Origin of the sequence: Nocardioides humilatus (assembly GCF_008373755.1) — a bacterium.
GTDB classification, from domain to species: Bacteria; Actinomycetota; Actinomycetes; order Propionibacteriales; family Nocardioidaceae; genus Nocardioides; species Nocardioides humilatus.
This window is the reverse complement of sequence record NZ_VUJV01000003.1, coordinates 475,990-498,939: the sequence shown is the minus strand read 5'-3', so window position 1 is coordinate 498,939 and position 22,950 is coordinate 475,990. Positions and strand designations below refer to the sequence as shown.

The 22,950-nt window shown below is 70.0% G+C and carries 21 protein-coding genes and 1 tRNA gene; 14 read left to right on the top strand and 8 right to left on the bottom strand.

The annotated features are described in order from the left end of the window. Positions 1 to 46 precede the first annotated feature (46 nt). The 5 genes from F0U44_RS10200 to F0U44_RS10180 all read left to right on the top strand — a co-directional run bounded on the left by F0U44_RS10200 (position 47) and on the right by F0U44_RS10180 (position 4,482). Positions 47 to 916, top strand: a complete 870-nt coding sequence (locus tag F0U44_RS10200) for a hypothetical protein (RefSeq protein ID WP_149728186.1) — start codon at positions 47 to 49, stop codon at positions 914 to 916. Between the two features lie 155 nt (positions 917 to 1,071). Continuing rightward, on the top strand, positions 1,072 to 1,785 hold the full coding sequence (locus F0U44_RS10195; protein ID WP_149728185.1) for a hypothetical protein: 714 nt from the start codon (positions 1,072 to 1,074) through the stop codon (positions 1,783 to 1,785). 213 nt (positions 1,786 to 1,998) lie between these two features. Next, on the top strand, positions 1,999 to 2,934 hold the full coding sequence (locus F0U44_RS10190) for an oxidoreductase (RefSeq protein WP_149728184.1): 936 nt from the start codon (positions 1,999 to 2,001) through the stop codon (positions 2,932 to 2,934). Beyond that, positions 2,931 to 3,506: a TetR/AcrR family transcriptional regulator gene (locus tag F0U44_RS10185; RefSeq protein ID WP_149728183.1), complete on the top strand. Its 576-nt coding sequence runs from the start codon at positions 2,931 to 2,933 to the stop codon at positions 3,504 to 3,506. The genes F0U44_RS10190 and F0U44_RS10185 overlap by 4 nt, the downstream gene beginning before the upstream one ends. Before the next feature lie 115 nt (positions 3,507 to 3,621). Next, complete coding sequence (locus F0U44_RS10180) at positions 3,622 to 4,482, top strand: NAD(P)-dependent oxidoreductase (RefSeq protein WP_149728182.1); 861 nt, start codon at positions 3,622 to 3,624, stop codon at positions 4,480 to 4,482. A gap of 141 nt (positions 4,483 to 4,623) precedes the next feature. Here the strand turns inward: F0U44_RS10180 and F0U44_RS10175 are convergent, their stop codons facing one another. The 4 genes from F0U44_RS10175 to F0U44_RS10160 all read right to left on the bottom strand — a co-directional run bounded on the left by F0U44_RS10175 (position 4,624) and on the right by F0U44_RS10160 (position 9,352). After that, complete coding sequence (locus tag F0U44_RS10175) at positions 4,624 to 5,484, bottom strand: hypothetical protein (protein ID WP_149728181.1); 861 nt, start codon at positions 5,482 to 5,484, stop codon at positions 4,624 to 4,626. 348 nt (positions 5,485 to 5,832) lie between these two features. After that, positions 5,833 to 5,905, bottom strand: a tRNA-Lys gene (locus F0U44_RS10170). Positions 5,906 to 5,986: 81 nt separating this feature from the next. Then, complete coding sequence (locus F0U44_RS10165) at positions 5,987 to 7,726, bottom strand: hypothetical protein (protein WP_149728180.1); 1,740 nt, start codon at positions 7,724 to 7,726, stop codon at positions 5,987 to 5,989. A 57-nt stretch (positions 7,727 to 7,783) separates the two neighbouring features. Next, positions 7,784 to 9,352 (bottom strand): phytoene desaturase family protein, encoded by a 1,569-nt coding sequence (locus F0U44_RS10160; RefSeq protein ID WP_149728179.1) that lies wholly within the window; start codon positions 9,350 to 9,352, stop codon positions 7,784 to 7,786. A 93-nt stretch (positions 9,353 to 9,445) separates the two neighbouring features. Between F0U44_RS10160 and F0U44_RS10155 the strand changes: the two genes are divergently transcribed. Then, entirely contained in the window at positions 9,446 to 10,393 is a 948-nt protein-coding gene (locus F0U44_RS10155; protein ID WP_149728178.1) for a pirin family protein, read from the top strand. A 17-nt stretch (positions 10,394 to 10,410) separates the two neighbouring features. Continuing rightward, positions 10,411 to 12,375 carry a penicillin acylase family protein gene (locus tag F0U44_RS10150; protein WP_149728177.1) on the top strand — a complete coding sequence of 655 codons (1,965 nt, stop codon included), beginning with the start codon at positions 10,411 to 10,413 and terminating at the stop codon, positions 12,373 to 12,375. On the opposite strand, the gene F0U44_RS10145 is transcribed toward F0U44_RS10150, so the two are convergent. From F0U44_RS10145 to F0U44_RS10130, 4 genes are all read right to left on the bottom strand, one after another. Beyond that, positions 12,359 to 13,243: a helix-turn-helix domain-containing GNAT family N-acetyltransferase gene (locus F0U44_RS10145; protein WP_149728176.1), complete on the bottom strand. Its 885-nt coding sequence runs from the start codon at positions 13,241 to 13,243 to the stop codon at positions 12,359 to 12,361. The two genes, F0U44_RS10150 and F0U44_RS10145, sit on opposite strands and share 17 nt — an antisense overlap. Positions 13,244 to 13,310: 67 nt before the next feature. Continuing rightward, entirely contained in the window at positions 13,311 to 14,192 is an 882-nt protein-coding gene (locus F0U44_RS10140; protein ID WP_149728175.1) for an alpha/beta fold hydrolase, read from the bottom strand. After that, positions 14,189 to 15,181, bottom strand: a complete 993-nt coding sequence (locus F0U44_RS10135) for an NADP-dependent oxidoreductase (RefSeq protein ID WP_149728174.1) — start codon at positions 15,179 to 15,181, stop codon at positions 14,189 to 14,191. Before F0U44_RS10135 ends, F0U44_RS10140 begins: the two co-directional genes overlap by 4 nt. After that, positions 15,178 to 15,756, bottom strand: a complete 579-nt coding sequence (locus F0U44_RS10130) for a TetR/AcrR family transcriptional regulator (RefSeq protein ID WP_149728173.1) — start codon at positions 15,754 to 15,756, stop codon at positions 15,178 to 15,180. The genes F0U44_RS10135 and F0U44_RS10130 overlap by 4 nt, the downstream gene beginning before the upstream one ends. Before the next feature lie 89 nt (positions 15,757 to 15,845). Between F0U44_RS10130 and F0U44_RS10125 the strand changes: the two genes are divergently transcribed. The 7 genes from F0U44_RS10125 to F0U44_RS10095 are packed head-to-tail and all read left to right on the top strand — an operon-like array spanning position 15,846 to position 22,906. After that, the gene (locus F0U44_RS10125; protein ID WP_149728172.1) at positions 15,846 to 17,093 is read left to right on the top strand and encodes an NADH:flavin oxidoreductase/NADH oxidase family protein; all 1,248 of its coding nucleotides are present in this window, start codon (positions 15,846 to 15,848) and stop codon (positions 17,091 to 17,093) included. Next, complete coding sequence (locus F0U44_RS10120) at positions 17,090 to 17,983, top strand: SDR family NAD(P)-dependent oxidoreductase (RefSeq protein ID WP_223163638.1); 894 nt, start codon at positions 17,090 to 17,092, stop codon at positions 17,981 to 17,983. The genes F0U44_RS10125 and F0U44_RS10120 overlap by 4 nt, the downstream gene beginning before the upstream one ends. After that, positions 17,980 to 18,816 carry an alpha/beta fold hydrolase gene (locus F0U44_RS10115; RefSeq protein WP_149728171.1) on the top strand — a complete coding sequence of 279 codons (837 nt, stop codon included), beginning with the start codon at positions 17,980 to 17,982 and terminating at the stop codon, positions 18,814 to 18,816. Before F0U44_RS10120 ends, F0U44_RS10115 begins: the two co-directional genes overlap by 4 nt. Next, entirely contained in the window at positions 18,816 to 19,559 is a 744-nt protein-coding gene (locus tag F0U44_RS10110; protein WP_149728170.1) for a hypothetical protein, read from the top strand. The genes F0U44_RS10115 and F0U44_RS10110 overlap by 1 nt, the downstream gene beginning before the upstream one ends. Before the next feature lie 9 nt (positions 19,560 to 19,568). Then, on the top strand, positions 19,569 to 20,546 hold the full coding sequence (locus tag F0U44_RS10105) for an enoyl-CoA hydratase/isomerase family protein (RefSeq protein ID WP_149728169.1): 978 nt from the start codon (positions 19,569 to 19,571) through the stop codon (positions 20,544 to 20,546). Beyond that, positions 20,543 to 21,442: an alpha/beta hydrolase gene (locus tag F0U44_RS10100; protein WP_149728168.1), complete on the top strand. Its 900-nt coding sequence runs from the start codon at positions 20,543 to 20,545 to the stop codon at positions 21,440 to 21,442. Before F0U44_RS10105 ends, F0U44_RS10100 begins: the two co-directional genes overlap by 4 nt. A gap of 3 nt (positions 21,443 to 21,445) precedes the next feature. Further along, positions 21,446 to 22,906 (top strand): class I adenylate-forming enzyme family protein, encoded by a 1,461-nt coding sequence (locus tag F0U44_RS10095; RefSeq protein ID WP_149728167.1) that lies wholly within the window; start codon positions 21,446 to 21,448, stop codon positions 22,904 to 22,906. Positions 22,907 to 22,950: the final 44 nt, after the last annotated feature.

Here is a 22,950-nt window from a genome sequence, read left to right as displayed (position 1 = left end):
CGCACATCCCTGTGGACAACGGGCGCGAAACCGTATTCTGCGGCGCATGGGGCTCTTCTCCCGCAAACCGAAGTTCCGCGTCGAGGTCGTGGGCGAGCCGCCGCGGCCAGGCGAGCGGCTCCGCGGCGAGGTGGTCGCGACCCGGCTGCGCGCCGGCCAGCGCATCACCATCGCCTACGCCACGGTCGCGATGGACGGCCGGCGGCAGGTCGACCCGAGCACCTGGTCGTCCTCGGACGCGCCGCCGGCGACCGAGGAGCGTTGGGAGGCCCGGATCCTGCAGGACGAGGTGCTGCACGACGTCGAGCTGGTGCCGGAGGAGATGCGCATCCCCTTCGAGGTCCAGCTGCCGGTCTGGATGCCGCCGACGGCGATCGGCGAGGTGCGGGTGCTGCCCTCGCCCGGGCCCAAGGTCACCATCGGCCCGTTGTACGGCGACGCGCGGTTCGAGGTCGCCCCGTTGCCCGTCCACTACGCCCTTCTCGACGGCATCGCCGCCCTCGGCTGTCAGGTGCGCGGCGGCAAGCTCTGGGAACGCAGCGACTTCGGCAAAGGAAAGCGGAGGGGCAAGCGCACCTTCGACCACCGCATCGAGTGCTCACCACCGGCCGAGCTGGAGCACAGCGAGGTCAAGGTGACGGCCGTGGTCGTCGTACCGACGGCGACGAGCCGGGAGACGGCGACGACCGACGTGCTGGTCCTCGCCCGCAAGCTCGGGCGTGGGGCCTTCGTGCTCGCGAAGGTCACCGACATCGAGCTCGCCGCGGATCCCGCGGGGTGGGCGAGGGCGGTGAAGGAGCAGCTCCAGGCTGCGCTCGCCGGTGCCGACATCTCCGGACAGGCGTCTGCCGACGGCGGTGGGGGCGGAGGGTCGGCGGCGATCATCGACGCCGTGCTCCAGGCCTGGCTGCGCTGAGCGGCCAGGATTGGGACCGTCCCGGGCCCTCCGGGCGTTGTGCGTGGTCCCTTCGGACTAGGCCCCCAACTCGTCCGCTCCGACCTCGCTCGCAGGGGGCGCGGAGGCACCCTGCGAGCAGATAGCGTCACGCCCGAGGGCTGGGAGGCTAACGGGTGGGGACTTGGGGAGAGGCCTATCTTGCGCGGCTGCGTGGGTGCGCCGAGCTGATGGGACAAGAGCTGGTGCCGGTCAGCGACCGCGACCGGTCGGTGCGTCTGGTGGAGAGTGACGCGCGCACGGTCGAGGAGGGCTTCGGCGTCGGCCTGCTGGAGCTGGCTACCGCGGGCAAGGTGCGCACCCGCGACGGGCTGCAGTCACTCGCGTGGCTCGTGGCGGGTGATCCGCCCGAGCCGCGGTGGGAGTCGCTGCCCCAGCTCGCCGGCTACGTCGAGCTGCTCCGCAGGGGCTATCCCGAGGGCGCCGTCCGCTTCGCCACGCCCGAGTCCGAGCTCAAGATCGACCTCGCGGCGCTGAGCGAGGACGGGCACGTGCTCATCTTGGGCGTCGCTCGCCCCGAGTCGCTGCTGCTCGCCAAGCTCGAGGCGCTCGTGCCGACCTTCGAGGAGGGTGACCCGCGCACCGACCGCACCTCCTTCGGGTGCGACGCCCACCGGGTCGCGACCCAGCTGTGGGCGACGCGCGCGCCGTACCTCTGGCTCGTCGCCGCGGGTGCTCGTCGCGTGTTGCGCGTGACCTACGGACGCACCATCACCTTGCGCCCGGTGCGGCGTCTGCCGCGGGCCGACGAGCTGTGGCCCTACGGGTTCGACCAGGCGACGCCGCGGATCGTGTCGCTCGCCTCGGGGCTCGACGCCGCTGCCGGCTGAGCCTCCGACAAGGAGCCCGGGCGAAAAAATAAGACGCCCGCAGGCGTCTCGGGTCACCTGCGGGCGTTGGTTGAATTATGCACAGTGGGTGGTTGCTTGTCCTCGGGATGTGACCTACGGAGCAGAGATTTTGCCAAGCCCGCACCCGGGAGGACTTGCCAGACCGTCGCGCGATCGACATCCTGAATGAACATTCATTCAGAGGAGTTCGTCATGGGCTGGAACGCAACCGACATCCCCGACCAGCGGGGCCGCACCGCGGTCGTCACCGGAGCGAACGGCGGCCTCGGGCTGGTGACCGCCCGGGACCTCGCCGCGAAGGGCGCCCATGTCGTGATGGCCGTCCGCAACCAGGAGAAGGCCGCTTCTGCGGTGGCCGAGATCCGTGCGGCGGTGCCGGACGCGTCGCTCGAGCTGGTCGCGCTCGACCTCTCTTCGCAGGCATCGGTGAAGGAGGCGGCCGCGCAGATCCTGGCCGCGCACCCTTCGCTCGACCTGCTGATCAACAACGCCGGGGTGATGGGCATCCCGCAGGTGAAGACCGTCGACGGCTTCGAGATGCAGTTCGGTGTCGACCACCTCGGCCACTGGACGCTGACCGCGCTGCTGCTGCCGGCGCTCCTGCGCACGCCCGGTTCGCGGATCGTGACGGTGACCAGTACGGCGCACCACATGGGCCGTGCGGTCGACCCGAAGAACCCGCACCTCGAGGGCAACTACGGGGCCTGGAAGGCCTATGGCCAGGCCAAGCTGGCCAACTTCCACTTCGGCCTCGGCCTCCAACGCGAGCTCGAGAAGGCTGGCGCGGCCACGACCAGCCTGATCGCGCACCCCGGTCTGTCGAACACTGATCTTCAGGCGGTCAGCGTCGAGGAGTCTGATGGCGAGTTCTGGGCCCGGTTCTTCCACTCCCTCTCCACGGGCATGGGCATGTCGGCCGACGACGGCGCGCTGTCGCAGCTGCGGGCGGCGACCGACCCGTCGGCCAAGGGCGGCCAGTTCTACGGACCGCTGTTCGTCAACAACGGGCGCCCGGTCCGCAAGCCGATCTTCCGGCGCCTCGGCATGCGGAGCGCCGTCACGAAGCTCTGGGAGGTGTCGGAGCGTGAGACCGGCGTCGCCCTCGACCTCGGTGCCGTCACGACGTGACCACCAAGCCGACCGACCGAGCGGCCGCTGTCCGTAGGGCGATGCGCAGCGTGGTGGCCGAGCACGGCTTCCACGGGGCGTCGATGGGTGCGGTCGCGCGCGAGGCCGGCGTTGCCACCGGGACCGCCTACACCCACTACGCGTCCAAGGACGACCTGGTGCTGGCGGCCTATTGCGAGACGAAGGCCGAAGTCAGTCGGGCGGCGACGGAGGGGCTCGATGCGTCGGGCGCGCCAGGGGAGCGGTTCCAGGCGTTGTGGTTGGCCTACCACCACTTCCTGAAGGCGAACCCGGACCATGCCCGGTTCCTCCTCCAGGTCGAGCACTCCCCGTATCGCGGCCCTGCGCACGAGGCGGCGCTCGCGGTCGAGGACGACCCGTTGCTAGCCGAGGTTGCCCGCCCCGACCTGATGGTCTTGCTGCTTCCGCTGCCCGACGAGGTCCTCTACGACCTCTCCCTGGGTCCGGCCGTCCGTCTCGCCGCGGCCGGCGCCGACCTGGCCCCGGGGCAGCTCGAGGAGATCGCGGCCGCTTGCTGGCGCGCCGTGACCACTACAACCCCAGCTCGCTAGTAGAACGTGTTCTAGATCGCCCTTCCGATCCGGCTCGCCGGCGGTTACGCTGGACACCTGTCCAGTTTGGTGGTGCGGTACTGACGCCGACCGCCGTCGAAGTTGAGGAGTGCTGATGTCTGACCTGACCCGAGTGGGCTTCGTGGGGCTCGGTGACATCGGCAAGCCCATGGCGCTGCGCCTGGTCGAGCGCCAAGAAGAGCTGGGCCTCGAGGTCGTCGTGTTCGACCTCGCCCCGCAGCCGGTCGAAGAGCTGGTCGCTGCGGGCGCCAAGGCCGCGACCAGCGTCGCCGGGCTGACGTCCTGCGACGTCGTGAGCATCCAGGTCAACACTGACGGTCAGGTCCGCAGCGTCGTCGGCGACCTGCTGGCCGCGCTCGGGGAGGGGGAGCACCCGGCGATCGCCATCCACTCCACCGTCGCGCCCGAGACGCCGGCCGAGCTCGAGGTCGACGCGTCCGCGCACGGCGCTTCCCTGGTGGACGCCCCGGTCTCCGGCGGCGCCATGGGTGCGGCCGCCGGCACGCTGGCGATCATGGTCGGTGGCACGGACGAGGCGTTCGACCGGGTCCGGCCGGTGATGGCTGCCATGGCGACCAAGGTCGTCCACGCCGGACCGATCGGTGCGGGCACCCGCTTCAAGCTCGCGCGCAACCTCATGCACTACACGGCCTACGCCGCCGCGACCGAGGCGCAGCGTCTCGCCGAGGCCGCGGGTCTCGACATCGTCGCGCTGGGTGACGTGGTCCGCCACACCGACGCGATCACAGGGGGACCGGGCGCGATCATGCACCGTGACTCCACCGAGCCGTTGGAGCCCGGATCGTTTTGGTACAAGGCGTTCGAGCACCTCCGTCAGCTCTCCGGCAAGGACCTGACCCAGGCCATCGCCCTCGCCGAGGAGGTCGGCGTCGACGTACCGCTTGCCCGCCTCGCGCTTGAGCGACTCGCGCCCGGGCTCGGCTACCGCGACTGACTTTCGCGGCCCGAAATGACGATGAGCCCTCACGGTCGCCCCAGAGTTTCCGTTTGCGAACTGCACATGCGGGCGGTTCAGCCCGACTTGCCCCGATCACTGTGTCACCCGGGCGCGCCAAGGCGCCACAGACTGTCCTCGTTAGCGGTAGCCAACAAAGCGGATCTTGGTGCCTGCCGGAAACGACAACGTCCCGTCCGTGACGTTACACACGTCAAACTCGACGTCTCCGTCAGGCGTTACACCGAGAACCGTGACGGTGATTCCAACGGGAAGGAAGCCATCGGTGAACGATGCCACTACGAGGTCACCCACTTGGAATCCCGGCACCGCCAAACCGTTGCGGCTGCAGACGTGCCCCGGGAATGATCCTCCTCCGAGAAGGGCAATCCGGTTGGGGCCGGCGATCTCGTGCAACGTCACCGACTCTGCAGCGATCGTCGAGTCTGGCGGCTGCCAGTTGGCCGCGCCGGACCCATCGGCGGTAAGGACGTCGCCCTCGTCCGAATCTCCGCTGTTAATTCCGCCCGCGGTGACCTCCGTGGAGTAGCCGGTGATCTTGAGGGTGACGGTGGCGCCGGCGGAGCCGTTGTTGGCGATCGTCACTTTGTCGCCGAGTCCGATGTGCTGAGCGAAGTGTGCACTCGCGGTGCCTTGATCGTAGGCAACGGAGTTGTTGGCGATGTCCCCGCCCGTGAGGTTGCCGGTCGGGAAGACGGTGATGGTCCCTGAGCCCCGACTGGTCACAGTCACCGCCAAACGGACCGTCGTGACGTTCGACGGGATGGTGGAGGTGCCACCGATCACGACCACGGCCTTGTTCTGGTTCTTGCCCATAGATCCTGAGAACACTTGCTTGGCGGGCGTTACGTTGACGAAGTCGACGTCGGTGGTGCTGATCGCGGCTGATGGGCCTGGCCCAGCGGCATCGGCCAGGCCCGACGCCAACGCCCAGGAGGCGACGCCGAGCGCGAACGTCACCACCATCGTGGTGCGTGGCATTCGAGCCACGATTGGGGGGGCGTCAGTCTTGGGGGCGCGTCGAAACATGGTCCGTCTCCTCACAGCGGACCCTCCCCTAGTGCTAGTGGGCCACACTTTGCTCGCGGCTGCCATCCCCCGTTCGGGTGATCGTGTTGCCGCCGACCACGGCCCGCCCTGCAAGTGCGCACCGAGCACGGTGCTCCGTGCCGCAAGCCGTCTCGGAGAGATGCTCGCGGCCGTCCGCTCAGCGGTCCGTGAGTGCCTTGTGCGGTGCAGGTTGTGAGTCCTGTGAGAGGAACGACCCCCCTGCCGCTAAGTCAGGAGGGCCGTTCGTCCGTATCCGCAGGTCAGGGACCTGTTTCTCTGTACACCCCCTCGGACTCGAACCGAGAACCCGCTGATTAAGAGTCAGCTGCTCTGCCAATTGAGCTAGGGGTGCAGGCGGTGAAGCGACAGTAAGGTTAGCGCCCCGGTGGCCTCGACGTGAAATCGAGGCCCGACGTGAGCGGCGTGACGCGGTTCACCACGGCGGCCCGGCGGCCGGTCTGCGGATCGTCACGAGCCCGTCGATGCGGATCGACTTGCCGGACGTAGCGCTGGTCAGGGTGAGGACGCCCGTCTTCTCCGCGAACGCCGGCAGCAGGAGGACCTGCTTGTTGCGTGAGGTCGGTTGATCGAGGGAGACGGAGCCGATCGTGGTGCTGCCGATCTTCACGACGACGCTTCCGCAGCCAGGGCAGACCGAGGCGAGCAGGCCGAGCTGGCGTGACTTCGCGGAGGGGCCGTGCAGGGTCTCGTCCAGCACGCCGGTGCGGGTCATCGTGCCGTTCCAGTACGCCGCGTTGGAGACGCGCGTCCAGCCGGGGCTCGCGGTGAGGTCGGCGTCGTCGTAGGGACGCGACGTGCAGCGCGGAGTCGTCCAGGCCGACGTGTGGCCGACGTTGTCGACGGCCCGGACAGAGAGGCACAGGGTGTCACCGGCGGCCATCGCCGGCACCCGCACCAGCGGCGAGTCGAGGTCTGCCCAGCTCGCTGGTTGGGTCCAGTCGACCGTGACGCCGTTGGCCCGGCCCCGCCAGTACTTGGCCTCGTGGTGGTCGATGCCGGCGACGGCGTCGCTCGCGGCCCAGCGGGCGATCTCCCCGTCGGCCAGGGTGACCTGCGCGAGCCGGGGTGCGCTGACGGATGGCGGGTCGAGGTCGACCGTCCACTGATGCGTCAGCACCGCTGACTGGCGACCGTCGGCAGTTTGGTTGAAGACCACGAGCTGGTGCGATCCGGAGGACAACGGCCCGACCCAGTACAACCCGGGGCACCCAGTCGGTGAGCTGCCGTCGAGCGAGCAGCGGAAGCTGGTGGGGAAGCCCGCGGGGTCGTTGCCGATGAAAGCGAAGCTCTGATATTCCGCGTCGGTGAGCGTGGGTAGCGGGCTGTTGAAGGCGATCGTGGGACTGCCCGCGCTGACGCACCAGGCGCGCACGAACGTGCGTTCGGAGTACTGCCCGGTCGCCGTCCACGTGTTGAGGTGTGGGTAGGACGCGTTGGCGTAACCCTCTTCGGTGCCGCCGTTGAGGATGCGCGTACCGAGGGGGCAGGTGACCGTGGTCTCCCAGTTCGACACTCCGATCTGGGTCTGCTCGACACGTGTGTACCCCGGGACCTGGGACGGGTCGACGCAGTAGACCTCGACGCCCATCTTGGCTCCGGCGACCGAGTTGCGGCCGAAGGCCTGCCAGCCCTCGCCGCTCCACAACGGTCCGCTGGCCCAGAGGTAGCGGGTGTTGACGTTGCTCCAGTCCACGCCGCCGGTGAGGACGACCTCGCCCGGGTTGAGGCAGTTCACACTTCCGGACCAGACCTGGTTGCCGGTGGCGGTGAACTCCGCATAGTTGTGGCTGATGGCAGGCAGGTCGCTGGTGCGGGCGCACTCGGCGACAACCCGGGCAGTGCCGGACGAGCCGGAGAAGTTCTCGAACGACACGAACCAGGCCGACCCGCCGCTGTCCTCGAGTCGGTACTCGGCGTTGCGCTGGAGCCGCGAGAGCGTGGGCAACTCCAGGCCGCCCGTGATGGCGGTGTAGCCGGCGGGGCAGTAGACGGGGATGGAGTAGTAGGCGTTGGGCGCCACCGCGATGTCGCTGAACACCCGCACCCACTGCCACGGCGCCGGCGCGGCGGTAGCGACGGGGTGAGGCGGTGCGACGACCGCCATGAGGGCGAGGATCACCCCGCCGAGAGCGGTGAGCGTGCGATTCCTCATCCTTGCTCCAGGGTAAAGACAAGACGCCGGTCGCGCATCAGTCGGCTGGACGAAATGTCAGCGTGATTCGAGCACGGCCTGGGCGGCGTTGTGGCCGGCGATGCCCGACACCGCACCGCCCCGCCGTGCGCCCGACCCGCACAGGAGCACGGAGTCGTGGGCGGTCTGGACGCCCCAGCGTTCGGCGGCCGTCTCGAGCCGCGCGCGGTCGGGGGCCCACGGCCACTCGAGGTCGCCGTGGAAGATGTGGCCGCCCGGCATCGCGAGGTCGCGCTCGACGTCTTGGGGGGTCTTGGCCTCGATGCACGGGTCGCCGTTGGCGTCGCGCGCCACGCAGCTCTCGATCGGCTCCACCAGGTGTGCGTCGAGCGAGGCGATCGCCCGTCGCAACGCTTCGGCCTTGGTCGCCTCCGGGTCGGCGTCGAACAGGTTGGCGGGCGTGTGGAGGCCGAAGTAGGTCAGCGTGTGCGTCCCGGCCGGGGCGTCGCCGAGGATGCTCGGGTCGGTGAGCGAGTGGCAGTAGACCTCGCCGGGCATCGGGTCGGGGAGGTGGCCCGACGCAGCGGCGTCGTAGGCCGACCGCAGCTCGCCGTAGCTCTCGGCGAGGTGGAGAGTCCCGGCGAACGCGACGGCCGGATCGAGCCCGGACTTCAACCGGGGTAGTCGGTCGAGCAGGAAGTTGACCTTGAGTTGCGCACCGACCGGCTTGGTGGTGTCGTCGTGGGGCTGGCCGAGGAGCAGGCCGAGCACCCAGGGCGCCACGTTGGCCAGGACGACACCGGCCTGGAGCCCGTGCTGGTTGTGGCCGTCGTGCCAGGTCACCTCGGCACCGTCGGCGCCCGGCCGGATCCCGCTCACGCCGGCGCCCGTGACGATCTCCGCACCCGCGTCGAGCGCGGCCTTCGTCAGGGCGTCGGTGACCGCACCCATGCCGCCGACGGGCACCCGCCACTCGCCGGTGCCGTTGCCGATCAGGTGGTAGAGGAAGCAGCGGTTCTGGATCAGGGACTGGTCGTGCAGGGAGGCGAAGGTGCCGATCAGCGCGTCGGTCGCGACCACGCCGCGGACGATGTCGTCGGAGAAGCGGCGCTCGATCGCCTCGCCGATCGGAGACGCGACCACCTCGTCCCAGGTGGTGGCGCTGACCTGCGACCGGATCCGGCTCGCCCGCGGCAGTGGCTGCAGCAGTGTCGGGGCGACGGCCCAGCCGAGGTGGGCGACGTCGGTGTAGAAGGTGCGCCAGGCGTCGTACTCGTCGTCGGAGCCGGTCAGCGCGCGGAACGACTGGCGGGTGGCCTCGTCCTCGACCCGCTCGACGAGCAGTCCGCCGGCCTTGCCGTCGCGGACGAAGGGTGTGTACGACGCCGTCGACCGCGACACGAGAGTGATGTCGAGCCCGAGGTCGGTCACGACCTGGTCGGGCAGCAGCGAGACCAGGTAGGAGTAGCGAGAGAGCCGCACGGGGTGGCCAGGGAAGGCCTCGGCGCTGACCGCAGCGCCGCCGACGTGGCCAAGGCGCTCAAGGACGACGACCGAGAGTCCAGCGCGAGCGAGGTAGGCCGCGGCCGTGAGGCCGTTGTGGCCGCCCCCGACGATCGCGACGTCGTAGGTGCTCCGGGAGGTCACCCGCCGACCCTAGCGGGCGACGCGGGAATGCCTGGGCAGGGCGTATGGTTGACCTGTCAACTATCTATTCCTGACACCTGGGAGGTGGGCGAGATGCCCGCGATCACCGTCGACGACCTCACCGTGCTCGACCGACTGAAGGAGCCCGGCCTGGGCGACCAGCCGCGCCCCGTCCGGCAGGTCACCACTGCGCCGCAGGGCTACGAGGGGGAGGGCTTCCCGGTGCGCCGGGCCTTCGCCGGCATCGACATGCGGCACCTCGACCCGTTCATCATGATGGACCAGATGGGCGAGGTGGAGTACGCGCCCGGAGAGCCCAAGGGCACGCCCTGGCACCCGCACCGCGGCTTCGAGACGGTCACTTACATGATCGACGGGGTCATGGAGCACCAGGACTCCCACGGTGGCGGCGGCACGATCACCGATGGCGACACCCAGTGGATGACGGCCGGCAGCGGCCTCCTCCACATCGAGACCCCGCCGGAGTGGCTCGTCCAGCAGGGCGGCCTCTTCCACGGCGTCCAGCTGTGGGTCAACCTGCCCCGCGACGCGAAGAGCAACGCCCCGCGGTACCAGGACATCCGCTCGGGCCAGGTGGCGCTGGCGACCTCTCCGGACGGGGGCACGCTGGTCCGGGTGATCGCGGGCTCGGTCGACGGCCACGCCGGTCCCGGCTCCACCTACACCCCGATGTCCCTGGTGCACGCCACGATCGAGCCGGGGGCTCGCCTCGACCTGCCCTGGGACGTCGACCACAACGCGCTCGTCTACGTGCTCAACGGCCAGGGAACCGTCGGCATCGACGGGCGCCCGATCCGGGCGGGACAGACGGCCGTGCTCGGCGCCGGTGACTACCTGACCATTGCGGCCGATGCCGGTCAGGAGAGCCGCTCGCCGAAGCTCGACGTCATCGTCGTCGGCGGCCGGCCGATCAACGAGCCGATCGCCTGGGCCGGGCCGTTCGTCATGAACACCAAGGCCGAGGTCATGGAGGCCTACACCGACTTCGAGAAGGGCCGCTTCGGGCACATTCCCGTCTGAGTCCTACAGTCGCGGGCATGGCTCGGCTCTACCGCGACGACTTCGGCATCCCGCACCTGCGCGCGGACTCGGTCCTCGACCTCGCCCGCGCGCAGGGACGGGTCACCGTCGCTGATCGCGCCTGGCAGCTCGAGTGGCTGCGCCGCCGCGCGACCGGCACGACGGCGGAGGTTGTCGCCGAGCCCGGGCTGTCCTGGGACCGCTTCTCCCGGCGGATGCGCACCGTCGCCACCGCGCAACGGGCCTTCGCGGCGTGCAACCGGGAGACGCAGGACTTCCTGACGGCGTACGTCGACGGGGTCAACGGCGCGCTCGGCGAGCTCGACGTCGTCTCGGTTCCCGAGTTCGTCGAGCTGGGCATCGTGCCGGGGGAGTGGGAGCCCTGGATGCCGTTGGCGACGTTCCTCGCCCAGCACCTGCTCTTCGCCAACATCGGCGGACTGCTGTGGAAGCGGTTCGCGTCCGACGTGCTCGGTGACGACGTCCGGTTCCTGTCGCACCAGGACCCGACCGCCTCGGGGAGCAACGCGTGGGCCGCCGCGGGTGGCCGCACGGCGAGCGGGCTGCCGCTCATCGGCGGCGACCCGCACCGGATCATCGAGCAGCCCGGCGTCTATCAGCAGGTGCGGCTGGTCTGCGAGGACCCGGACGACTCGTTCGACGTGCTCGGCTATTCGTTCGTGGGCGTGCCGGGCGTCCAGCACTTCGCGCACGCGGGCGAGGTGGCGTGGGCGATCACCAACGCCTGCGCCGACTACCAAGACGTCGTCGGCGACGACGGCTCGGACGTGGTCGAGCAGCACGTCGAGACGATCGCCGTGCGTGGCGGAGAACCGGTCGAGATCGACGTGGTCGAGACGACGCAGGGGCTCGTCTTCGAGGACGGACTGGCCGTGCGCACCACCTCGTGGGTGCTCGGCGACCTCGGCTTCGACGCGATCCTCGGCCTGATGCGCGCTCGCACGGTCGATGACGTCGACCGGGCGCTCGACGCGTGGGTCGAGCCGGTCAACAACGCCGTGATCGCCGACCGCTCGGGCGCGGTGCGCTACCGCATCGCCGGCCGGGTGCCGGTGCGCGACGAGTCGGGGGCATGGGTCGGCTGGCTGCCGGAACCCAACCGTGCCGACATCGCCCCCGACGGCCATGTCGTGACCGCCAACGAGCGGCGCGGGCCCGAGTCCGAAGGGATCGGCACCGTCTTTGCGGCGCCCTACCGCGCCGACCGCCTGCACGCCCTCCTCGCGGGTCGCGCCGACCTGGCCACCGCCGACTACGTCGCGTTCCACAACGACGCGCTGCTCCAGACCGTGCCGATGCTCGCTGCGCTGGTGCCGGGGGCGTTCGACGGCTTCGACGGGGTCATGGCGGCTGGATCGGGCCAAGCGGCGCGCTACGCAGCGTTCCGTTCGGCGCTGGTGCGCCGGCTCTGCGCGGAGCCGGTCTTCGCGACCCTCTTCGACCCGCCGGCCGAGCATCAGCACGAGGAGATCTTCGCTCCGTGGCTCAACGCCACCTACCGGCTCGGTCTCGCATTGCCGCGACTGGCCAACGAGAACGTCGCGGGCAACCGGCCGTTCGGGGTCGACCTGCGGTCCCACGCCGAGGCCGCGCTCGCCGAGGTCGACGCTGGTGCGGGGTCGGCGACCTGGGGCGACACCCACCTGACCGACCCGGTCCACTGGCTCGGCCTGCTGCTCGACAAGGACTTCGACGGACTGCCGCGCCTGCCGCTGTCGGGCGACTCCGACTGCGTGCGCTGCTGCGTCTCCTACCCGGCGATCTCCGACGAGTGCAGCCGTGGCTCGGTCGCCCGCTACGTGTGGGACCTCGCCGACCGCACCGCCGGCGGCTGGGTCGTTCCGGTGGGCGCCATCGGCCGGCCCGGCGACCCGCACCACCACGACCAGTTGCCGCTGTGGGCGGCCGGTGAGCTCGCCCCGATCGTCACCGACTGGGACGCGCTCATCGAGGTGCGGTGACCTTCTCGAAGAAGTGGGTGGCGTGCGGGTCGCTGCCCGCGTAGCGATCGACCCGGCAGTAGCCCGCGCGGTCATACATCGCGATGGCCTCCTCGAGCACCTCGTTGGTGTCGAGGACGATCCGGGTCGCTCCGCGCTCGGCCGCGAGAGCCTCGAGGTGGCGCAGCATCCGCGAACCAAGACCGGCGCCGCGCCAGTCGGAGTGCACCCACATCCGCTTGATCTCGATCGTCGTCGGGTCGGCGGCCGGGCGGATCCCACCGTAGGCGACCGGCTCGCCGTCGCTGGTGGCGAGGACGTACGTCGACCCCGGCTCTGTCGCCACCGGCCCGGACGTCACGTAGCCGTGGGCGAAGCGGGCGTCGATCTCGTCGAGATAACGCTGGAGCGCGTCCCGTCCGGCAGGATCATCGGGCGGCACCTCTCTGAGCCGGACCGTCGCCGCCCGAACCAGGAGGTCGGCGGTCGCCAGCGCGTCGGTCAGTCGCGCGCGTTGCCGGTCGGTGAGGGGCGCGACGATCCGGGCGGCGAGCTCCTCGGAGCGGTCGTCGAGCTCTTGGCGGGCGGTGTGGCCGGCCGGGGTGAGGCGCGCGACGCGTCGGCGCTGGTCGGCCGGGTCGGGGATGGTCTCGACGAGCCCCTCGCGCTCGAGCGTGCGCAGCATCCTCGACAGGTGCCCGCTGTCGAGGTCGAGCCGCTCGCGGAGGTCCCGCACGGTGGCCCCACCTGACTGCTCGGTGGCGCCGATCTCGAAGAGCAGCCGGCTCACGGCCAGGGGACGCCCCAGGCCGAGGAAGGACTCCTCGAGCACGCCGATGCGCTGGGTGTAGGTCCGGTTGAAGCGGCGCAGGACTGCCGTCGTACTCACGATGTCTGACTTTAGTCAGAGAAATATCGGAGCGCCAGGCTTGGACCCGTCGCGGAGATATCGGGCGTCAGCCCAAGAATCGGAGGACCTCCGGTACGAATCGGCCGTGGTGCTGGAACACGCCGCCGTGACCGGCGTCGGGGTAGATCACGAGCCGTGCGTCCGGGATCCGGTGCGCCAGCTCGAAGGACCCGCGGGTCGCGAGCATACGGTCGTCCTCGCCGTTGGCCACCAGGGTCGGCTGCTGGATGCGGCTGAGATCCATGGGAGCACTCGCGCCCCATCGTGCGATCGCCGCGAGCTGGCGGACCGCCGCGCCGAGCGAGGTCCGCGCCACGCGATCGCTGCTCCGCTCTGCCAGGCGTTCCATGTAGTCGACGGCAGCGGCCCGCCCGTTTGAGGTCCGCGTGAAGAACAGGAACGGTTTGGGGTCGGTCAGCTTCACCATGCCGTGCGCCGTGTCGGTGAGGAGGCGACGGTTGAACTGTCCGACCCCGTCGAAGCCCGAGGGGCCGGTGCCGGCGAGGACGAGTCGGCGCACCAGGCGTGGTTCCCTGCTCGCGATGACCTGGGCGACGAACCCGCCGAGAGAGAAGCCGAGGAGGTCTACCTCGGTGAGCCCGAGCCCACGGATGAAGCCGAGGGCGTCGGTGGCCATTGCGTCGACCGAGCGAGGAACGCGGCCGCGGGTGCCCCCGACGCCTCGGTTGTCGACGTAGATGACGTGGCGCTCGGCCGCGATGCCATCCAGGACCCGCGGGTCCCAGTCGTCGATGGTGGCGGTGAAGTGATGCAGGAGCACCAACGGCACACCTGCGCGCGGACCGAGCTCGCGGTAGGCGAAACGGGTGCCGTCGACGTCGAGGTAGCGCGTCAGGGTGGTGGCCGAGGTGGCCGAGGTGGCCGAGTCGGTGGTGGCTGACCCGGCCACGGGGGGCGACGTCGTCATCGGGTCACCACGATCTTGCCGTTGGCCTTGCCCTGCTCGACGTACGCCAGGGCGTCGAGCGTCCGCTCGAACGGGAAGGTCCGGTCGAGCACGGGACGCAGGGTGCCGGCGTCGTAGAGCGTCGCGAGGGAGGCGAGCTGGGCGCCGCTCGCTCGCATGAAGGAGAACGCGTACCGCACGCCCAGCGTGCGGGCCCGGCGCCGGACCTTGCGACTCAGGACGGTCATGACCGGCTTGAGGAGCGGCTGGCCGATCTGGGTGGCGAACGCCGGATCAGGAGGCCCGACGACGCTGATGGCCAGTCCTCCCGGCTTGAGGACGGTCAGAGACTTCTCCAGGCTGGCCGGTCCGAGCGAGTCCAGCACGACGTCGTATCCCGATAGGACCTCGGTGAAGTTCTGCTGGGTGTAGTCGATCACCTCGTCGGCACCGAGGTCGCGGACCTTCTCGATGTCCGCGGGGCCGACGGTCGTGGCGACGTAGGCGCCGAGGTGTCGGGCGACCTGGATGACGGTGGAGCCGAGGCCGCCGGCACCGGCGTGGACCAGCACCTTCTGGCCAGGCCGGACTTCGGCCACCTCGACCAGGGCCTGCCAGGCGGCGAGCGCGACCAGCGGCACAGCAGCGGCTTCCTCGAAGGACAAGGACGCGGGCTTGATGGCCACGTCGGCGGCGTCGATGGCCACCTGCTCTGCGAAGGCCCCGATGCGAAGGTCGCGCGGGCGGGCGTAGACCTCGTCGCCGACCGTGAAGCCGCGGACATCCGCACCGACCTTCGTGATCACGCCGGCAAGGTCGTGGCCGAGCGTGAAGGGGCGCTTGTACTTGATGAGTTGCTTGAACTCGCCGTCGCGGACCATCTTGTCGAGCGGGTTGATGCTGGCCGCCCGCATGTCGACCAGCACGTCCCGCGGGCCGACAGCCGGTGTCGGAACCTCGGCGGGCTCGAGTCCGCCGGGTCCGTAGTGGGTGACGATGAAGGCCTTCATCGGGCGGTCGCCAGGGTCACGGCATTGGCGTAGGCCGCCTCGAGGATGCGATCGGAAAGCTCGGGGTCCGTGACGGCGCGGGCGGTCTGGAGCGATCCGACGAGGAGGGTGAAGAGTCCAATTGCGCGCGCGTTGGTCCGCTCCGGGTCGCCGTCGTCGAGGTGGCGTGCGATCGCGGCAATCATCGCGTCGGCCCCCTTCGTATAGGCCTCGCGAACCGTCACGTCGCAACGGCCGATCTCGTCGAGCAGGGCTGCTGAGGGGCAGCCTCCGGCGAGGTCATCGCGATGGGCGGGGGAGAGGTACTCCCGGAGGTACTGCTCCACCGAGGCGAGGCCTGCCGGAAGGCTGTTGACGACGGCGACCTGGTCCGCGAGCTGCTGCGCCACCACCGAGGCGACCAGGTCGTCCTTCGAGGCGAAGTGGCCGTAGAACGCGCCGTTGGTCAGACCTGCGTCCGCGACGAGGGTCGCGATGCCGGAGCCGTCGATGCCGTCGCTCTTGAACCGACGGCCGGCGGTCTCGATCATCCGACGGCGGGTCGCGGCCTTGTGATCCGGGCTGTATCTCGGCATGACGTGGATCTCCTTCCGGGGGCTTGTTATCACGTTAGCATTATGATCATACTAGTATGACCGTAATGTAATCAACTTCTGGAGAACCCATGGCCTCGCTTGCCGATCCGCTCGATCTTCCGTCGGGCGTACGCCTGCCCAACCGCATCGCGAAGGCGGCGCTGAGTGAGGCACTCGGCGACGCGGACAACTCTCCCGACGAGCGGCTCGTGACCCTCTACCGGCGCTGGGCGCAGGGCGGCTACGGCCTGCTGATCACCGGGAACATCATGGTCGACCGCGCGCACCTGGGAGAGCCGGGCAACGTCGCGATCACCGACGACCGAGCCCTTCCTCAACTCACCGCGTGGGTGAAGGCCGCCCACGACGGTGGCGCGGTGATCTTCGCCCAGCTCAACCACCCGGGGCGGCAGTCGAACCTGCTCGCCCTGGGGCACACGCCGGTCGCCCCGAGCGCCGTCCCGTTGGCCATGCCCGGGGCCACGACGCCGCGCGCGCTGACCTCGGCCGAGATCGAGGAGATCATCGAGCGGTTCGCCACCGCTGCAGCGGTCTGCGAGGAAGCCGGGTTCGACGGTGTCGAGCTCCACGCGGCGCACGGCTACCTGATCACCCAGTTCCTCTCGCCGCTCACGAACCTGCGCGACGACGAGTGGGGCGGCGACCCCTCCCGGCGGATGCGGTTCCTGATCGAGGTCGTACGGCGTGTGCGCGGCCGAGTGAGCCCCGGCTTCGCCGTCGCGGTGAAGCTCAACTCGGCCGACTTCCAGCGCGGCGGCTTCACCGAGGCCGACTCCCGTGCCGTCGTCGCGGCACTCGCCGCCGAGGCCGTCGACCTGATCGAGGTCAGCGGCGGCAACTACGAGTCCCCGGCGATGGGGGGCTCTGAAGCGTCCTCGACCCGGGAGCGGGAGGCCTACTTCCTCGACTACGCCCGGTCAGTGCGGCGGGAGGCAGACGGTATTCCGATCGCGGTGACCGGCGGTTTCCGCAGCCGGACGGCGATGGAGGACGCGCTGGCGGCTGGCGATTGCGACCTCGTGGGCATCGCTCGCCCGACCGTCACGGCCACCGACGCCGCGGCGAGCATCCTCGAGGGCCGCACTGCGACCCTGACGACTCACGAAATCCAGGCCGGTATGCGCCGCGTGCTCGGCCGGTTGACCGACCTCAAGGCGCTCGACGGGTTCCTCAACCTCAGCTGGAACACCGACCAGCTGCACCGGCTCGCCCGCGGGCTCGAGCCGGACCTGCGCCGCGGCCCCCTGGTCACCGCACTGGCGATGGTGCGGCGCAACGGCCGGGTCTCCTTCGCGCAGAAGCGAGGCCTGAGGTGAGCCGCTCGTCCTACGACCTGGCCGGCAAGGTGGTGCTGATCACCGGTGGCAACGGCGGGATCGGCGCGGCCACCGCCCGCACGCTGCTCGACCGTGGCGCACGCGTCGCGGTGGTCGACATCGACCCGACCGCGCCCGACCGGGCCCATGAGCTCCACCCGACCGATGCGATCGGGTGCATCGCCGACGTCCGCGACCGCGCGTCGCTCGAGGCGGCAGTCGCCCAGACCGTCGAGCACTTCGGCCGGCTCGACGTCGTGATCGCCAACGCCGGGTTGCTGGCGAAGGCAGCGACCCTCCGCAACACGCCGACGGCCGACATCGAAGCCACGTTGGCGGTCAACGTGACCGGTGTCGCGAACACGGTGGCGGCGGCGCTGCCGGAGGTGATCGCACGTCAAGGCCAGGTCGTGCTCATCAGTTCCGTCTTCGCGTTCCTCAACGGCATGGGGACGATCCCCTACGCCATGAGCAAGGCCGCCGTGGAACAGCTCGGCCGGGGATTGCGTGTCGAGCTCGCCGACGACGGCGTCTCGGTGCTCACGGCGTACTTCTCACTCGTCCAGACCGACATGATCGCCCGTGGCGTCGACGAGGACCCCGTCGTCATGGAGCTGCTCGGCACGCTTCCCAAGGCCATGCTCAAGCGGATCACCCCGGAGCAGGCCGCAGCCGGCATCGCCGACGGACTGGAGTCGCGCGCGGCACGGGTCATCCGACCGAACCTCTGGGGCCCGGTCTCCGCCTTGCGGGGCGTCCTCGGGCCCACCCTCGACCACCGATTCGCCCAGGACCGTCGCATCCTCGACGTCCTCGCCCGCCTCGACGCACGCCCCGCCCCACGTCCGCCGGTGACCACCGCGGCGCCCTCACGAAGGAAGAAGTCATGACCACCTGGAAGACCACGCCCACCCAGCGGATCGATGTCGACGGGACGTCCTTCGCCTACCGCGAGCTCGGCAAGTCGGGCGGCGTACCGGTGGTGTTCCTGCACCACCTGACCGCAGTCCTCGACGACTGGGACCCGCGGGTCCTGGACGGCGTCGCCGCGCACCACCACGTGATCGCGTTCGACAACCGGGGAGTGGGTGGGACCGGAGGACGTGTGCCCACCGACATCGAGCGGATGGGCGCAGACGCCATCGCGTTCATCCGTGCGCTGGGCTACGACGAGGTCGACCTGATCGGCTTCTCCCTCGGCGGCGCTGTGGCCCAGATGGTCGCCCTCCAGGCCCCCGACCTGGTACGCCGGATGGTGCTCGCCGGCACCGGTCCGCGCGGCGGCGGGGGCATCTGGAAGATGCCCTTCATCGTCGGCGGCGCCTACACGAAGGCGTTCCTGGCGCGGAAGGACCCGCGCCACTTCCTGTTCTTCCCTCGCACGACGGAAGGCAAGAAGGCCGCCAACGCCTACTTCGCGCGCCTCGCCGAGCGCACGTCGGACCTGGACAAGCCGATCTCCCGGCAGGCGGGCATCGCGCAGGTGCGCGCGATCACCAGCGGCGGGCTGCACGCTGCCGACGACTTGTCGCAGATCAAGATCCCGGTCTTCGTCGCCAACGGCGACAACGACCTCATGGTTGCCAGCGAGCACTCCAAGGGCATGGCCGCCCGACTCCCGGACTCCCGCCTTCGGATCTACCCCGACTCCGGTCACGGGGGTGTCTTCCAGCACCACCACGAGTTCGTGCCGGAGGTCCTCGACTTCCTGGGTGACCACTGATGCCGGGACCTGACTTCCTCACCATCGACGCCTTCGGTCGACCGCCCGGCGGTCGGATCAGGTGGCGCCGCGACCTCGCACGCACGATCGACGGAGGCGTCGACGGGCTGCGGGGTGCCACCGTCAACCACGCCAACAACGGAACGCACTCGCTGGTGCCGAACGTGGTGCCCGGGGGATGCGCGCTCGTTGCCGCGTGGGAATCGGCCGAGGCGGCCGAGGCCGCCTTCGCCGGCCCGCTGCGACGGGCGATCGACGGTGCGGGCAGGTTCAGCATGGACAGCGAGATCGTGCGGGTCAGGATCGACTCGGAGTCCGAGAGTGACCACTGGCACGGCTGGCAGCCCAACGCCGACGGTGCGAAACCGCTCGAGGAGGGCGAGCCGATGGTCGCGATCGTGCACGGCATCCTCCACCGCGGCCGACTCGTGGAGTTCGTGCGCAACAACATGCACGCGGCCAGTCGAGCCGCTCACCACCCCGGCCACCGCGGGAGCATCGACATCTCCGCCCAGCTGCCCTACGAGCACACCTCGATCAGCCTGTGGAAGACCCACGGCCTCGCGCAGGACTTCGCCTACAAGAAGGGCGGACACGCCAGCGCGATGACCCATGCACTGAAGGAGAAGACCCACCGGGTCGGGGTCTTCCTGCAGGCGCGACCGCTGGCCTGCACCGGAACGCTCGGGACCGACCGGGCGCCGTACCCCCAGCTCCCGGCAGCCAACCGAGCCGGAATCTAGGGACTGGACATGACAGAAGAAGTACGAGGCAACCTCGCGATCGAGGACCGCGGCGCGGTCCTGATCGCCCGCATCGACGGCGGCCCGCTGGGACTGTTCGGCAACGACATCGCCGAGCAGCTCGACGTGCTGGTCGACCGGGCAGACAGGGATCCCGCCGTCCAGGCCGTGGTCTTCACGGGCACACATCCGGACCGCTTCGTCTCCCACGCGGAGGTGCGGTGGCTGCAGGAGGGCGGGGCGACGGTCCCGTCGGTCGGCGTGCGCGGCGCTTCCGCGCTCGCCCACACGGCGCGGGGTGTGAACCGGGCCGGTGGGCTCAAGGCGGCGCTCGGCAAGACGCCGCTGTGGCCCGCGGTCCAGCTGGAGCGGGTGCACCAGACCTTCCTCAAGATGAACCGCAGCGGAGTCATCTTCATCGCGGCCCTCAATGGGTCCGCGCTCGGTCTCGGCGCCGAGTTCTGCTGGGCCAACGATCTGCGCGTCATGGCTGACGGTGACCACGTCCTCGGCCAGCCGGAGGTGCTGCTCGGGATCATGCCGGGTGGCGGCGGAAGCCAGCGGCTCCCCAGGTTGGCGGGCAACCACCAGGCGCTGATCGCGATCCTCTCCGGTGAGCCGTTCACGCCGGCGAAGGCGCTGGAGATCGGGGCCGTCGATGACGTGGTGGCGCCGGACCAGGTGCTCGACCGGGCGATCGAGCTTGCTGAGCACCTCGGCGCCCGACCGAAGGCCTCCCGGGCCGCGATCAAGCGGTCCGTCTACTTCGGTGGCTCGGCGGGCCTGGAGGAAGGGCTGCACATCGAGCGGTCCGAGTTCCTCGCCACTGCGCTCTCCGACCTCGGCCAGGAGCTGATGCTCGACTACATGGCCAACACCGACGCGGCCGGCGAGCTGCCGTTGTACCAGCCCGGTGTCTTCGACGAGGTGCTCCGGGCCGGCACGACCCGGGGTGCCGGGGCCTCGCGCAAGGAGGACCGACGATGAGCGGCCACACCGTCACCCGCCACGACGTCAGCTTCGACTCGGGCGGCGACACGTGCGCCGCCTGGCTGTTCCTCCCCGACGGCGTCGCGAACCCACCGGTCGTGATCCTCGGACACGGTCTGGGCGCAACCCGCGAGATGGGCCTCGACGCCTTCGCCGAGCGGTTCGCCCAGGCCGGGATCGCCGCACTGGCCTTCACCTACCGCCACTTCGGTGACTCCACAGGTCAGCCCCGCCAACTCCTCTCGATCAAGCGCCAGCTGGCTGACTGGGACGCGGCGATCGCCCATGCGAAGACCAGGACCGACGTCGACGGCGCGCGCGTCGCCGTCTGGGGCAGCTCCTTCGGCGGCGGCCACGCCATCGTCGTCGCTTCACGGCATCCCGAGCTGCGCGCAGCTGTCTCGCAATGCCCCTTCACCGACGGCCTCGCTTCGGCGCGAGCCCTGGGCCCGGTCGGCACGATGCGGCTGCTGCCGAGGGTCGGGAGCGACGTCCTCGCCATGGCCACCCGCAGGGATCCCGTCCTGATCACGCTCGCCGGGCAGCCCGGGTCGAAGGCGCTGATGACGGCCCCCGATGCCCTTCCCGGCTACCTCGCTCTCGTCCCGGAGGACGGCACCTTCGTCAACGAGGTCGCGGCGCGGGTGGCGCCCACGATCACCCGACACCGGCCCGGCAAGGCGGCCAAGCACGTGCGGATGCCGATCCTCTTCTGCATCTGTGACCACGACTCCGTCACCCCACCGGAGGAGACGCTGGCCTACGCGCGGACTGCGCCACGCGGCGAGATCAAGCGGTACGACGCCGGCCACTTCGACATCTACCTCGGGTCGCCGTTCGAGGCCGTCGTTGTCGACCAGATCGAGTTCCTCTCCCGTCACCTGGAGGCCTGACACATGATGTTCTCCACTCTCGTCGATCGGCGCGCCACGGAGGACCCGGACGGCCCTGCTGTCGCCGACAGCGCGATTTCTCTGACGAATACAGAGCTGCTGGCCCGCGTAGAAGCGGTAACGGCGCAGCTCGCCGACCTCGGTATCGGGCCCGGCGACGTCGTCGCACTGCGATTGACCAACCGCGTCGAGTTCGTCGTACTCCTCTTCGCGGCTTGGCGTCGCGGCGCCACCATCACGCCGGTCAACCCGGCCCTCACCGACGTCGAGGTCGCCCGCCAGCTCGACGACTCCGCTGCCCGGCTCCTCGTGATCGAGGAGGGCACCGTCGGCGTCGGTGATGTCGCGACGCTCTCGATCGCGCACCTCGCCGCCAGCCCGGCACGCTCGATCCCGCCGGTCGAGGACCCCTCCGCTCTCGCCCTGCTGATCTACACCTCCGGCACCACCGGAGTGCCCAAGGGCGTCATGCTCGACCACGCCAACCTCGACGCGATGACCGCCATGGGACGCGATGCCCTCAGGGTCGGGGCGGACGATCGGTGCCTGCTGATCCTGCCGCTGTTCCACGTCAACGGCATCGTCGTCAGTGTCCTCACCCCGCTACGCGTGGGTGCCAGTGTCGTCATCGCGGACCGGTTCAACCCGGACACCTTCTTCGACACCATCGAGACGCACCGACCGACCTTCTTCTCGGCCGTGCCCACCATCTACAGCATGCTCGCCGCACTACCCGACGACGTACGGCCCGACACCACCTCCGTCAGGTTTGCGGTGTGCGGTGCCGCGCCAGCGTCGGCCGAGCTGCTGACCCGTTTCGAGGAGCGCTACGGGTTCCCGTTGGTCGAGGGTTATGGCCTCTCCGAAGCGACCTGTGGGTCGACGATGAACCCCGTGGAAGGGATTCGGAAGCCAGGCACGGTGGGGCTGCCGTTCCCCGGCCAGGAGCTGCGGATCGTCGGCAGCGACGGCCTCCCGATCGGACCCGGAGAGGCAGGCGAGGTGGAGGTGCGTGGCGCCAACGTCATGCGCGGCTACCTCGGCCGACCGCAGGAGACTGCCGCGGTCATCAACAACGGCTGGTTGCGGACTGGTGACATCGGCTACCTCGACGACGACGGCTACCTGGTGCTCGTCGGGCGCTCCAAGGAGATGATCATCCGTGGTGGCGAGAACATCTACCCCAAGGAGATCGAAGACGTCCTCTCCGCTGACCCGGCCGTTCTGGAGGCGGCGGTGATCGGCTTTCCGGACGAGAAGTGGGGCGAGGTCGTCGTTGCCTTCGTCGAAGCGAGGCCGAGCATGGTCATCGACGTTCGCGCACTCAAGGCGCGCTGTCGGGAGCAACTGACGGGCTACAAGCGTCCTACCGTCATCCACGTGCGAACGAGGTTGCCGAAGAACGCTGTCGGGAAGCTCGACAAGAGGGCACTACGCGACGAGGTCACCTCTGCTTTGAAGTGAACTTCCTGACTGCCAAGGGTCGTGACCTCCTACCGATTCTCGCC

Coding starts and splice junctions, on each gene's coding strand:
- F0U44_RS10100 (WP_149728168.1), top strand. CDS start 20,543: ATGAGCGGCCACACCGTCACCCGCCACGACGTCAGCTTCGACTCGGGC.
- F0U44_RS10125 (WP_149728172.1), top strand. CDS start 15,846: ATGGCCTCGCTTGCCGATCCGCTCGATCTTCCGTCGGGCGTACGCCTG.
- F0U44_RS10175 (WP_149728181.1), bottom strand. CDS start 5,484: ATGCCACGCACCACGATGGTGGTGACGTTCGCGCTCGGCGTCGCCTCC.
- F0U44_RS10150 (WP_149728177.1), top strand. CDS start 10,411: ATGGCTCGGCTCTACCGCGACGACTTCGGCATCCCGCACCTGCGCGCG.
- F0U44_RS10155 (WP_149728178.1), top strand. CDS start 9,446: ATGCCCGCGATCACCGTCGACGACCTCACCGTGCTCGACCGACTGAAG.
- F0U44_RS10190 (WP_149728184.1), top strand. CDS start 1,999: ATGGGCTGGAACGCAACCGACATCCCCGACCAGCGGGGCCGCACCGCG.
- F0U44_RS10200 (WP_149728186.1), top strand. CDS start 47: ATGGGGCTCTTCTCCCGCAAACCGAAGTTCCGCGTCGAGGTCGTGGGC.
- F0U44_RS10095 (WP_149728167.1), top strand. CDS start 21,446: ATGATGTTCTCCACTCTCGTCGATCGGCGCGCCACGGAGGACCCGGAC.
- F0U44_RS10115 (WP_149728171.1), top strand. CDS start 17,980: ATGACCACCTGGAAGACCACGCCCACCCAGCGGATCGATGTCGACGGG.
- F0U44_RS10110 (WP_149728170.1), top strand. CDS start 18,816: ATGCCGGGACCTGACTTCCTCACCATCGACGCCTTCGGTCGACCGCCC.
- F0U44_RS10130 (WP_149728173.1), bottom strand. CDS start 15,756: ATGCCGAGATACAGCCCGGATCACAAGGCCGCGACCCGCCGTCGGATG.
- F0U44_RS10180 (WP_149728182.1), top strand. CDS start 3,622: ATGTCTGACCTGACCCGAGTGGGCTTCGTGGGGCTCGGTGACATCGGC.
- F0U44_RS10165 (WP_149728180.1), bottom strand. CDS start 7,726: ATGAGGAATCGCACGCTCACCGCTCTCGGCGGGGTGATCCTCGCCCTC.
- F0U44_RS10135 (WP_149728174.1), bottom strand. CDS start 15,181: ATGAAGGCCTTCATCGTCACCCACTACGGACCCGGCGGACTCGAGCCC.
- F0U44_RS10140 (WP_149728175.1), bottom strand. CDS start 14,192: ATGACGACGTCGCCCCCCGTGGCCGGGTCAGCCACCACCGACTCGGCC.
- F0U44_RS10105 (WP_149728169.1), top strand. CDS start 19,569: ATGACAGAAGAAGTACGAGGCAACCTCGCGATCGAGGACCGCGGCGCG.